The sequence below is a fragment of the Burkholderia sp. BE17 genome (assembly GCF_009362305.1).
Taxonomy (GTDB): Bacteria; Pseudomonadota; Gammaproteobacteria; order Burkholderiales; family Burkholderiaceae; genus Burkholderia; species Burkholderia pyrrocinia_C.
Window position 1 is genome coordinate 20,800 of record NZ_WHNU01000066.1, and the last position, 12,514, is coordinate 33,313.

Annotated in this window: 10 protein-coding genes; 7 read left to right on the forward strand and 3 right to left on the reverse strand. The window is 67.5% G+C overall.

What is annotated here, in order from left to right; all coding sequences use genetic code 11:
• Window positions 1-6: 6 nt before the first annotated feature.
• The 6 genes from pgaB (at window position 7) to GD429_RS37760 (ending at window position 8,108) form a co-directional block, all read left to right on the forward strand.
• Window positions 7-2,097, forward strand: a complete 2,091-nt coding sequence (gene pgaB / locus GD429_RS37735; protein WP_152865002.1) for a poly-beta-1,6-N-acetyl-D-glucosamine N-deacetylase PgaB — start codon at window positions 7-9, stop codon at window positions 2,095-2,097.
• Window positions 2,094-3,365: a poly-beta-1,6-N-acetyl-D-glucosamine synthase gene (pgaC, locus tag GD429_RS37740; RefSeq protein ID WP_152865005.1), complete on the forward strand. Its 1,272-nt coding sequence runs from the start codon at window positions 2,094-2,096 to the stop codon at window positions 3,363-3,365. The genes pgaB and pgaC overlap by 4 nt, the downstream gene beginning before the upstream one ends.
• Complete coding sequence (locus GD429_RS37745; protein ID WP_152865007.1) at window positions 3,343-3,831, forward strand: Biofilm PGA synthesis auxiliary protein PgaD; 489 nt, start codon at window positions 3,343-3,345, stop codon at window positions 3,829-3,831. The genes pgaC and GD429_RS37745 overlap by 23 nt, the downstream gene beginning before the upstream one ends.
• A gap of 65 nt (window positions 3,832-3,896) precedes the next feature.
• Window positions 3,897-5,720 (forward strand): glutamine--fructose-6-phosphate transaminase (isomerizing), encoded by a 1,824-nt coding sequence (gene glmS, locus GD429_RS37750; RefSeq protein ID WP_152865009.1) that lies wholly within the window; start codon window positions 3,897-3,899, stop codon window positions 5,718-5,720.
• Entirely contained in the window at window positions 5,717-7,000 is a 1,284-nt protein-coding gene (locus GD429_RS37755; RefSeq protein ID WP_152865011.1) for a hypothetical protein, read from the forward strand. Before glmS ends, GD429_RS37755 begins: the two co-directional genes overlap by 4 nt.
• A 271-nt stretch (window positions 7,001-7,271) precedes the next feature.
• A complete protein-coding gene (locus GD429_RS37760) occupies window positions 7,272-8,108 on the forward strand; it encodes a c-type cytochrome (RefSeq protein WP_152865013.1) in 837 nt (278 codons plus the stop codon).
• 173 nt (window positions 8,109-8,281) lie between these two features.
• Here the strand turns inward: GD429_RS37760 and GD429_RS37770 are convergent, their stop codons facing one another.
• From GD429_RS37770 to GD429_RS37780, 3 genes are read right to left on the reverse strand one after another with little or no spacing between them, the layout of a single operon-like run.
• Complete coding sequence (locus GD429_RS37770; protein ID WP_152865015.1) at window positions 8,282-9,532, reverse strand: Zn-dependent hydrolase; 1,251 nt, start codon at window positions 9,530-9,532, stop codon at window positions 8,282-8,284.
• Complete coding sequence (locus GD429_RS37775) at window positions 9,525-10,049, reverse strand: L-2-amino-thiazoline-4-carboxylic acid hydrolase (protein WP_152865017.1); 525 nt, start codon at window positions 10,047-10,049, stop codon at window positions 9,525-9,527. Before GD429_RS37775 ends, GD429_RS37770 begins: the two co-directional genes overlap by 8 nt.
• 18 nt (window positions 10,050-10,067) lie before the next feature.
• A complete protein-coding gene (locus GD429_RS37780) occupies window positions 10,068-11,234 on the reverse strand; it encodes a branched-chain amino acid ABC transporter substrate-binding protein (RefSeq protein WP_152865019.1) in 1,167 nt (388 codons plus the stop codon).
• 177 nt (window positions 11,235-11,411) lie between these two features.
• Between GD429_RS37780 and GD429_RS37785 the strand changes: the two genes are divergently transcribed.
• Window positions 11,412-12,308 (forward strand): LysR substrate-binding domain-containing protein, encoded by an 897-nt coding sequence (locus GD429_RS37785; protein ID WP_152865021.1) that lies wholly within the window; start codon window positions 11,412-11,414, stop codon window positions 12,306-12,308.
• The last annotated feature ends 206 nt before the right edge of the window (window positions 12,309-12,514 follow it).

Sequence of the window (12,514 nt, forward strand, 5' to 3'; positions counted from 1 at the left end):
CGAACAATGCAATCCAGACGGATCTTCATGTGCGGATGCCTCGGCACGTTTGCGGCCTGTTCGTTGTTCCCTGGCGTGACGAACGCGCGGATGATCGACCTGCTGCCGCCGTCCGATCCTGCCGACGGCAAGACGTTCCGCGTGATCTGCCTGCACGACGTGCGCGACAACCTGCTGTCGACGTTCGCCACGTCGACGATGGTCGATCCGTACGCGGTCGATACCGGCACGCTGACCGCCATCTTCTCGTGGCTGCAGACCAACAACTATCACACCATCACGGTCAAGCAGATCGAGGCGTCGCGGCACGGCGGCAAGCCGCTGCCGCCGCGCGCGGTGCTGCTCACGTTCGACGACGGCTACCGAAGCCACTACACGAAAGTCCTGCCGCTGCTCGAACGCTTCAAGTATCCGGCCGTGATGGGCATCGTCACCGCGTGGATCGACGCGCCGCCCGATGCGCCGATCAGGATCAGCGACAGGATCCAGATGCCGCGCGACTACTTCATGTCGTGGGACGAGGTGCAGAAGGTCGGCCGGTCGAATCTGGTCGAGCTCGCCTGCCACACGCACAACCTCCATCACGGCGCGGTCGCGAATCCGCAGGGCAACGAGTTGCCGGCCACCACCTCGCACCTGTACCTCGAAAACGAGAAGCGCTATGAAACCGACGCGGAGTTCGAAGCCCGCGTGCACGACGACCTGCAGACTTGCGTGCGGCAGATTCGCGAACGCACCGGCATCGTCGCACGCTCGATGGTCTGGCCATACGGCGCGGAAAACCAGCCCGTGCGCAAGATCTCGACGTCGCTCGGCATGGACATCCAGTTCAGCCTCGACGCCGGCCCGAATACGCCGGACGTGCCGCTCGACCGGCTGCGGCGGATCCTGATGATGTACGACGTCGACATCGGCGGGTTCGAGCGATCGATGCGCGAGCCGGCGACCAACCGCGGCGACGTCGATATCCCCGAGCGCGTCGTGCAGGTCGATCTCGACCAGGTCTACGATCCCGATCCGGCGCGGCAGGAAACGAATCTCGGCAAGCTCGTCGAGCGCATCTACCGGATGCAGCCGAAATCGGTGTACCTGCAGGCGTTCGCCGATCCGAAGGGCACCGGCGTCGCGGAATCGCTGTACTTCCCGAACCGGCACCTGCCGATGCGCGCCGACCTGTTCTCGCGCGCCGCATGGCAGCTCAACACGCGCTCGAACGTGCAGGTGTACGCGTGGATGCCGGTACTCGCGTTCCGTCCGCCGGCCGACAAGCATCGCGGGCTCGAGGCCGTCAGCGCATACGGCGGCGCGCCCGCGCGCGAAAACGGCTCGCGCGTGTACCGGCTGAGCCCGTTCGACCCGCAGGCGCGGCTGATGATCGAGCAGATCTACGAGGATCTCGGCAAGTACGCGTCGTTCAGCGGCATCCTGTTCAGCGACGACGCCGTGCTCGACGATTACGAGGATGCGGGCCGGCATGCATTGAGCACGTATTCGCAGTGGGGGCTGCCGGCCGACATCGGCAAGATCCGCGCGACGCCGGAGCTGATGAGCCGCTGGACGCGGCAGAAGTCCCGCTACCTGATCGACCTGACGCGCCAGCTCGAACAGATCGTGCTCGCGAACCAGAATGCGGGCGACGTGCTGACCGCGCGCAACATCTTCGCGCTGCCGGTGCTGAAGCCCGAGTCCGAATCGTGGTACGCGCAGAACTACGACGATTTCCTCGCCGCCTACGACTTCGTCGCGCTGATGGCGATGCCGTACATGGAACAGGCGCCGGACCCGCAGCGCTGGATGGACCGGCTCGTCGACGCCGTGCGCGCGAAACAGCGCGGCCTCGCGCGCACCGTGTTCGAGCTGCAGTCGTACGACTGGCGCGCGCGCAAGGACATTACCGGCAACGCGCTGCTCGCGCAGATGCGGCGGCTGCGCAGCAACGGCGCGGTGAACTTCGGCTATTACCCGGACAACTTCCTGAACAACCAGCCGGATCTCGACACGATGCGCGACGTGATGTCGCTGAAGTCGCGTCTCGATCCGACGTCGATCAACGCGCTGATGCACGGGCAGCATCCGCAGGGGACGAAGACACCATGACGACCCACGGCATCATCCAGCGCCTGCAGGATTTCGTCTTCTACTACCCGTTCTTCATGTCGTATCTGTGGATGATCGGCGGCGTCGTGCACTACTTCCTGCTCGAGGAGGGCCGCGTGCTGTCGACCCGGACGATCGCGTCGAGCGGCATCCCGAAGATCTCGATCGTCGTGCCCTGCTTCAACGAAGCCGCGAACGCGCGCGCCGTGATCGGCCACCTGAACGCGATGCAGTACCCGAACTACGACATCATCGCGATCAACGACGGCAGCAAGGATCGCACCGGCGAGATCCTCAACGAGCTGGCCGTGGAGATCCCGCGGCTGCTCGTGATCCATCACGCGCGCAACGAAGGCAAGGCGGTCGGGCTCACGACCGCGGCAGCCGTATCGAACGCGGAATACCTGCTGTGCATCGACGGCGATTCGCTGCTCGCGCACGACGCGATCGGCTGGATGCTCGAGCATTTCCTGACCGACCCGGGCGTGGGCGCCGTGACCGGCAACCCGCGCATCCGCACGCGCACGTCGCTGCTCGGCCGCATGCAGGTCGGCGAGTTCTCGTCGATCGTCGGGCTGATCAAGCGCACGCAGCAGGTGTACGGCCGCATCTTCACGGTGTCGGGCGTCATCACGATGTTCCGCAAGACCGCGCTCGCCGACGTCGGCTACTGGAGCTCGGACATGCTGACCGAGGACATCGACATCAGCTGGAAGCTGCAGTGCCGCGACTGGCGCGTCGTGTACGAGCCGCACGCGCTGAGCTGGATCCTGATGCCCGAAACGGTGAAGGGACTGTACCGGCAGCGGCTGCGCTGGGCGAAAGGCGGCATCCAGGTGCTGATGAAGTATGCGGGCACGCTCGCACGGCCGACGCAGATGATGATGTGGCCGCTGTTCGTCGAATACCTGATCGGCATCGCGTGGGCCTATTCGATGTCGTTCATCCTGCTGCTCGCGCTCGTCGACGTCGTGCATCCGCTGCCGCTGGACTGGCACGTATCGGTCGTGCCGCACTGGCACGGGATGCTGCTGGTCGCCACCTGCATCCTGCAGCTGATCATCGGCAGCATGATCGATCGTCGTTACGACGAAAAACTCCTGATGTATTTCCTGGACACCGTCTGGTATCCCGTGGCCTTCTGGCTGATCAGCATGATCACCACCGTCGTCGCCCTGCCCGCCGTCGTATTGCGGGGCCGCGGCAAGCGGGCCGTGTGGGTCAGCCCCGACCGAGGCATTCAACATGAAGAACGCACCGATTATTGACCTTTCCCTGCGCACGCCGCGCGAAATGATCGCCGAGCGCGGCCGCGTCGTCGGGCTCGTGCTGGTCGTCTGGTTTCGCCTCGTGCGACCCGCGCTGGTGGGAGCCGTGTGGGCATCGATCTGCATCTACACGTACCGCTACCTGCTGCCGTTCAACCAGGCCGAGATGCCGATCGAGCAGATGGTGTTCTACGCGACGTGCATCGCGACCATCGGCGGCACGACCGTCACATGGCTGATCGCGGGGCGCGTCGTGCATCCGCTCGCATACCGGCTGCGCGTGTCGAAGATGCTGCGGCGCTCGGCCAGCGTGAAGGTGCGCTCGGTGCCGCCGACCGCGCTGGCCGGCGCACGCCGGCGCGGCGCGCGGCGCATGACGCGCATTCTCGTCGCGTCGCACGACGCGAACGGGTCGATTTCCGGCATCGAATGGGTAGCCCACGCGGGACCGCCGCCCCGCGAGTAGATCAGCGGAGACGCGCCGCCGCGCATCGCCGGCAGGCCGGCAACTTCTTGTGGACGAGGTGAATCATGTGCGGAATCGTCGGAGCAAGCGGCATCGGCAATCAGGTGCCGCAACTGGTCAATGCACTGAGCCGGCTCGAGTATCGCGGCTACGATTCGTGCGGCATCGCCGTGCAGGGCAACGGCCGCCTGCGCAGCGAGCGCACGCTGCGGCGCGTGACGGACCTGCAGGATCGCGTGATGACGCTCGGTCTCGAAGCGCAGACCTGTATCGCGCATACGCGCTGGGCGACGCACGGCGCGCCGTCGGAAATGAACGCGCACCCGATCATGTCGGGCGACACGATCGCGGTCGTGCACAACGGCATCATCGAGAACCACGACGCGCTGCGCGCCGAATTGCGGCAGCGCGGCTACACGTTTCGCGGCGAAACCGACACCGAGGTGATCGCGCACCTGATCCACAGCGTCTATCGCGACGACCTGTTCGACGCCGTCACGCGCGCCGTCAAGCGGCTGCACGGCGCATACGCGATCGCGGTGCTGAGCGCGCGCGAGCCGCAGCGCCTCGTCGCCGCGCGCGCCGGCTCGCCGCTCGTGATCGGCATCGGCGCCGAACAGAACTACCTCGCGTCGGACTGCGCGGCGCTCGGCGACCTGACCGATCGTTTCGTCTATCTGGAAGACGGCGACGTCGCGCTGATCACGCCGGAGCGCATCGCCGTGGTCGACTCGGGCGGGAACGAAGCGCAGCGCCCGCTGTGCCACGTGAGGGCGCGCGACGGCGACGCCGCGCTCGGCCCGTACCAGCACTTCATGCAAAAGGAGATCTTCGAGCAGCCGAAGGCGATCGCCAGCACGCTCGACGGCATCGACACGATCTCGCCGGCGCTGTTCGACGCGAGCGAAAACACGCGCGCGCAGCTGTCGAACGTTCGGAGCGTGCTGCTGCTCGGCTGCGGCACCAGCTACTACGCGGGCCTGACCGCGAAGTACTGGCTCGAAAGCATCGCGGGCGTGCCCGCGCAGGTCGAGATCGCCAGCGAATTCCGCTACCGCGACACCGTGGCCGATCCGCGCACGCTCGTGGTCGGCATCTCGCAGTCGGGCGAGACGGCCGATACGATCGGCGCGATCGAGCGTGCGCGCGAAATGGGCCAGGAACTGTCGATGGCGATCTGCAACGTGGCAACCAGCACGATCGCGCGCAACGCGCCGCTGCGCTTCCTGACGCGGGCCGGCATCGAGCTCGGCGTCGCGTCGACCAAGGCGTTCACGACGCAGCTCGTCGCGCTGTTCGTGCTGACGCTGACGCTCGCGCAGTTGCGCGGCCGGCTCGACGCCGCACAGGTTGCGATGCACCTGAAGCAGTTGCACGCGCTGCCCGAGCGCATCGGCCACGCGCTCGCGCTGGAAACGCAGATCATGGGTTGGGCCGCGAAGTTCGCGCGCACCGAGAACGCGCTGTTCCTCGGGCGCGGCATTCACTTCCCGATCGCGATGGAAGGCGCGCTGAAGCTCAAGGAAGTGTCGTACATCCATGCGGAAGGCTATCCGGCCGGCGAGCTGAAGCACGGGCCGCTCGCGCTCGTCACGAGCGCGATGCCGGTCGTCACGATCGCGCCGGACGACCGCCTGTTCCAGAAGCTGAAGTCCAACATGGCCGAGGTGCGCGCGCGCGGCGGGCGGCTCTACGTGCTCGCCGGCAATCAGCTCGCGATCGACGCCGATCGCGATACGCACCTGATCCGCGTGCGCGAATCGGGCGACCTGTTGTCGCCGATCGTCAACGTGATCCCGCTGCAACTGCTCGCGTATCACGTCGGCTGCGCGCGCGGCGCCGACGTCGACAAGCCGCGCAACCTCGCGAAATCGGTGACCGTCGAATGACGGAGCGAACGCGCGCGGCGCAGGCGGGCGCGCGGCCGAACGCGGCTCGGCGCGTCGCGGCCGCGCTCTGCGGCGCGTGCTGCATCGTCGCGGCGCCGCCGTCGGCCCGCGCCGTCACGCCGGCCGTGCATACGGTCACCGTTCAGGGCCCGGCAGCGTCGAAGGACACCGACGACCCGCGGCGCTTCATGCACGGCATCGGCACGGCCGACGCGGGCAACGGCAAACGCTGGGTATTCTTCAGCAGCTCGGGCATCGTGCCGCGCGGCGCGATGCGCAACGGCAACTGGCCGCACGACGTGTACGTCGGCGAATGGCTGCCCGGCAAGCCGCACCTGCTGCACATCAGACCGTTCATCAGCCGCCCCGAGGCGCAGGAACCCGTATCGATCGCGCAGAACGCGCGCGGCGACATCTTCATCACGTTCGAGGACGGCTGGAACGCGCCGCAGGAAGTCAGCCAGCGCTACGGCGTCTACCGCCGCGACCTGAAGCCGGTCAAGCCCTACCCGAACGACGTCGAGCCGGGCGGCCACTCGGGGCATGTCGCGACGGTGGGCGAACGCTTCGTCGTGTTCTATTCCGCCGACTGGGTCGACGGCGGCGGCGTCGACAACCTCGGCACCGGCAACGGCGTCTATCTGAAAACCTACGATGCGGCCGGGCGCGAGCTGAACCATGTCGCGGTCGCGCCGCACCGCCGCGAGTGGTGGCCCGTGATCGCCGGTTCGCCGCGCAACGCGCTGCTCGTCTGGCAGAAATTCATCGAAGGCAGCACGGACGCGACGCTCGAATACGCGATGTTCGATCCGGTCACGGCGAAGCTCGAAAAACTCGGGGCGCTGAACGGTGCGATCCGGTACTACGTGTACTCGTCGGCCTACGTGCCGGCGATCGACCGCTTCATCGTCGTCGCGACGACCGCGGACGATCGCGGCGTCGCGATGCTGATCGCCCCGGACGGCCACCGTACGGCGACGCTCGACTGCCTGCCTGCGTCGGTGCGCGAATCCGCCATCGGTGTCTCCGGCACGCATGCGTATGTGCCGACTAGCGACGGAAGGCTGCTGACGCTGGCGCTTGCGCCGGCGGAGATTTCGGTGAGCGGCGCGCAGCGCTCGCCGATTCCATGGGGCACGACGGGCATCGCCGGTTTTCCGGCGCAAGGCGCGGCGATGCATTTCGTATCGCTGACGCCGTCGGGCGCGCGCGAAGCCGATTTCGAGCCGCAGCGGGACATACCGTTGTCGAAGAACGAAGTGCCGTGTGCAAATCACTGACGGCGGTCCGGTAACGGCAATGTCGTGAACGCGGGCAGTCCGCCGCCCTTCGTTTTCTCCCTGCCCGAGCCGCGCTACGACAACGCCACACCAATTTGGCGGTTCGGTAGCCGGACACGCTGTCGCGGGCCTGCCCGATCGTAGCCGCCCAACCTTTCCCGCACCGGAGTCGCCAGCGCCGCGCGTACCGGATAGACTGTCGCCCGATTCCTTCCATCGGCCGCGGCTTGCGCGTCCTGCCGCCGCCGCAACGCCCCTTCCCGGAGAACGAATGCTGAAGCGCCAGTGGTTTTCGCTCGTGCTGCTGACGATTTGCCTGATCGGACAACGCGCGTCGGCCCAGTCCGCGCTCGAACTCGAGACCGACGGCACGGCCCGCGCCCTCACGCGGCAGACGCTGCTCGCGCGCCCCGATGCGACGGAGATCCACGTGCCGCGCGACATCGCGTACGGCCGGCCGATGACGTTCCGCGCCGTGCCGTTCGCCGCGCTGCTCGGCGACACGCCGCTGCCGGCCGACGGCGTGCTCGAAACGCGCGCGGCCGACGGCTTCGCCGCGCAACTGCCACTCGATCTCGTGCGTCGCCGCGCGCCGGCCGGCGCCGTCGCATGGCTCGCGATCGAGGATTCGGCCCATCCGTGGCCGAAGCTGCCCGGCAAGCAGGTCAGCGCGGGGCCGTTCTATCTCGTGTGGCTCGGGCCGGACGCGTCGTCGGTGCGCGGCGAGCAGTGGCCGTACCAGATCGTGCGCGTCACGATCGAATCGTCGCCCGTCGCGCGCTGGCCGTCGCTCGCCGTCGATCCTGCGCTGCCCGAAAGCGATCCGGCCCGCGCGGGCCAGCGCCTGTTCATCACGCAATGCCTCGCGTGCCACCGCGTCGACGGCGCGGGCAGCAGCCATGCCGGCCCCGACCTGAACACACCGATGAATCCGGTCGACTACTTCCAGCCCGCCGCGCTGCGCCGCTACATCCGCAACCCGGCGTCGGTGCGCGACTGGCCGGGCCGGAGCATGCCGGCGTTTCCGCCGGATCAGCTGAGCGACCGGGAGCTCGAGCAGATCGTCGCGTATCTCGCGTACATGGCGCGGCGCAAGGCGGGCAAGTAACGCGCGGCCGGACAATAAAAGGAGTTGATGACGTCAGGCGACACGCCGTTCACCATCGCCTCGATCGAGGCCGCGCAGACGCATCCGCTCAGGGCGATGGTCCTGCTGAACGGCGATCCGAACGCGTGCGAACTGCCGGCGAACACCCGCCCGCCGGGCCGCCTTCGTCGAGCTCAGGCTTCCTGCGCGCTCAGCAGCGCCGCGCGCAACAACACGTCGGCGCCCGCCGCCGCCCATTCGGGCGTAATCGCTTCGGCTTCGTTGTGGCTCAGCCCGTCGACGCACGGCACGAAGATCATTCCAGTCGGCGCGACGCGCGCGACATAACACGCGTCATGGCCCGCACCGGACACGATGTCCATGTGCGACAGCCCGAGCGCCTGCGCTGCGTCACGCACCGCGTCGATGCAGCGCGGCGCGAACGGTATCGGCGGATATGTGAAGATCTGTTCGATCCGCGCGCCGAGGCCGGTCTCGTCCGCCACGCGGGCAAGTTCCGCCCGCAGTGCCGCGTCCAGCTCATCGAGCACCGCATCGTCCGGGTGACGAAACTCGACCGTGAAGAAACAACCGCCCGGCACCGTGTTGCGCGAATTCGGCCGCGCTTCGATCATCCCGACCGTCGCGCGCGCGTGCGGCGCGTAACGGCGGCCGAGCGCGTCGACGAACGAGATCATCCGCGCGGCGCCGACCAGCGCATCGCGACGGAATTCCATCGGCGTCGTGCCCGCGTGCGCATCGACACCGATGAGCGTCACCTCGTACCAGCGCTGCCCCTGCCCGGCCGTCACGACGCCGATCGTCTTGCCGGCCCGTTCGAGAATCGCGCCCTGTTCGATATGCAGTTCGTACGCCGCGTGCACCGGATAACCGCCGACGGGCTCGGCGCCCGCGTAGCCGATCCGCTCCAGTTCCTCGCCGATCGTCCTGCCCGCGCTATCGGTGCGCGACAGCCCGTATTCGAGCGTATAGACGCCTGAGAACACACCGGCCGAGACCATTGCCGGCGCGAAGCGCGAACCTTCCTCGTTGGTCCAGATCACGACGTCGATCGGGCGTTCGGTCTCGATGCCCGCGTCGTTCAGCGCACGCACGACCTCGAGCCCGCCGAGCACGCCGTAGATGCCGTCGTAGCGGCCGCCCGTCGGCTGCGAATCGGCGTGCGAGCCCGTCATCACCGGCGCGGCATCGGGATTGCGGCCCGCGCGGCGCGCGAACACGTTGCCCATCCGGTCCACCCGCACCGTGCAGCCGGCGTCGCGCGCCCACTGCACGAACAGGTCGCGCGACTCGCGATCGAGATCGGTCAGCGCGAGACGGCAGACGCCGCCCTTCGGCGTCGCGCCGATCTGCGCCATCCGCTCGAGCGACGCCCACAGACGGTCGCCGTCGACGCGCGGCGCACTCACGTTGTCGTCACACATCGCCGTTCTCCGGCGCGCTCTGCAGCGCATAGCGGAAATCGCAGCGCTTGCCGCCCTGCATGATCGTGCTCGTGCGCGTCAGCGCGATGTTCGGCGCATAACCCTGGATGAAATAACTGTCGCGCGCGCAGCTCAGCAGGTGGCCGATTTCGCCGAGCCCCATCGCGTGATACATCTCCGCATAGCTGCAGCGATGCACGTCGTAGTCGTAGTGCGCGTCGTCCGCGCGCCGCACCTCGACGTCGAGCGCATCGTCCTTCTCCCACAGCACCTGCAGCGCGATGAACGACTTCACGCTCGTACCGCCAGGCTCCTGCGCGGCGAACGTGCGGCCCGCGTCGACAGCCGCACCGCGCACGGCTTCCGCGATCACGGCCTGCGCGCGCTCGGTGCCGAACTCGCGCTTCATGATCTCGTAGATCGGCTTGATGATTTCCGCTTCGATGCGGCGCCGCGCGAGGATCCCGAGGCGCGTGTCCTCGGGTGCCGCGGCGGATGTCTGGGTCGGTTCGGTCATGGGGATCGTCCGTGTCGTTTATTTGGTCGTGGTGCGCGTGCCGCCGAGCACGTCGACGACGCTCCACTTGCCGCCGCGCACCTGGTAGATCGTGAAGGCCGGGTCCTTCAGGTTGCCTTCGCCGTCGAACGCGATCCGCCCCGTCACACCGGGCCGGTCGATCGCGCGGACCGCCGCGACCAGCTTCGCCGGCTGCGTCGCGCCGGCCTTCTGCGCGGCCGCGATCAGCGTGGCCGCCGCGTCGTACGCAAACGGCGCGTGCAGTTCGATCGGTGCGCGAAAACGCGCCTGGTACTGCGCGTCGAACGCGTTGCCGCCCGGCATCCGGTCGAGCGGCAGGCCCGGTTCGAGCGCCGTCACGCCGTCGCCGTCCTTGCCCGCGAGCGACAGGAAGGTCTGGCTCACGAAGCCGCCCGCGCCGAGCAGCGGCGCGTTCACGCCGAGCTGGCGCATCCGGCGCGCGATCGGCGCGGCCTGCGCATCGAGGCCGCCGAAGAACACGAGATCCGCGCGCTTGCCCTTGATCGCGGTCAGCACGCCGCTGAAGTCGGTCGTCTTGTCGTTCACGTACTGGCGATCGACGATCGCGCCGCCGTTCGCCTGCACGCCCTTGATGAACTGGTCGGCCAGCCCCGCGCCGAACGACGTGCGATCGTCGATCACCGCAATGCGCTTCGCCTTCAGCGTCTTCACCGCGTACGCGCCGGTGAAGTTGCCGCCCGCATCGTCGTGACCCATGATGCGGAACGCCGTTGCGTAGCCCCGCTGCGTGTATTGATGGCCGGTGGAAGCCGGCGCGATCTGCGGAATGCCCGCGTCGCGGTACACGCGCGACGCCGGCACGCTGCAGCCGGTGTTCCAGTGACCGACGACGCCGATCACGTGCTGGTCGACCAGTTGCTGCGCGACCGCGACGGCCGTGCGCGGATCGGACTGGTCGTCGGCCGCGACGAGCTTGTAGACCACCGGCTTGCCGCCGATGGTCGGATGCTTCGCGTTCGCGTCGTCGATCGCGAGTTGCGCGCCGTTCTGCAAGTCCTTGCCGATACGTGCGGACGGGCCGGTGAGCGGTGCGGCGAGACCGATCAGGATCGTCTGCGGCGCGGACTGCGCGAACGCGGGAACGGAGGCGACCAGGGCGGCCGCCGAGAAAACGAGGCTGGCGTGAAGGAAGGCGATTTTCATGTGCGGGGATCGGGGAATCGAATCAAAACATGAAAAATATTAAATATTCATCACTCACACCCCAAATACTCAATTGTTGGATGCTTATGCCGTTCTCAATACATTAACTCAAAACCTTGTAAATAATAGATATTTTCTTGTTGTCGCTTACGCTGACTTTTCGATAAAATTCGATACATGAAAAATATCGAACAATTGCCGCACGATCCGCCGTTGCGCGCGGTGCGTGCGTTCGAAGCGTTTGCGCGCCTCGGGTCGGTCACCGCGGCGGCGGGCGAACTCGACATCACGCCGTCGGCGGTCAGCCATCAACTGCAACTGCTCGAAGCGTTCATCCAGACGCCGCTGACGGTGCGCGAGGGCCGGCTGCTCGCGCTCACCGACGAAGGGCGCGACTACTACCGCTCGATCAGCGCCGCGTTCTCGGTGCTGCGCAGCGCGACGCGCTTCGTGCGCGACCGGTCGTCGCTGCGGCAGATCACCGTCAGCCTGATTCCGCTGCTCGGCATCGGCTGGTTCATTCCGCGGTTGCATTCGTTCCTGGCCGACAACACGGATGTCGACGTGACCGTGCTGTACGCGCATCACCGTAATTACCGAAGCGATGCGTCGGACCTGTCGATCCGCTTCGGCACCGGCGACTGGCCCGGCTACCGCTGCGAGCGGCTGCTGCCGGGCGCGATGGTGCCGATGTGCAGCCCGTCGTTCCTGAAGCGCCACGGGCCGTTCCGCACGCCGGCCGATCTCGCGCGCGCGCCGCTCGTGCATGACGAGGATCGCAGCACGTGGGTCAACTGGCTGCAGGGCGCCGGCGTGCGGCATGTGTCGCACGCGGTCGGGCCGATGTTCGAAGATGGCCAGCTCACGTTGAGCGCGGCGCGCGCGGATCTCGGCGCCGCGCTGCTGCGCGCGCCGCTGGTCGAGCGCGAACTGGCGAACGGGGAACTCGTGAAGCTGTTCGATCACGCGCTCGACGACGGGCGCGATTATTACCTGTGCACACGCGAGGATGCGGACATGCCGGACGGGGCACGGCGGCTGGCGGCGTGGTTGAGGAGGATGGCGGGGATTTGAGCGGGGCAGGCCGTCACTGCGCCGTCGGTCGACTGATCCGGAACGCGACACTCGTATCGGACTTGCCGCGCCCTTGCGCTAGCTGTGAAGCGCGGCCGGATCGCCATGACGTCGCGGAAAACGAGCCGATTCACCCCGAAAGACACATTCCCTCACGTTCTCACCGAACGGGCACCCGGCCCGCGACCGCCCCCACGCAGTACGTC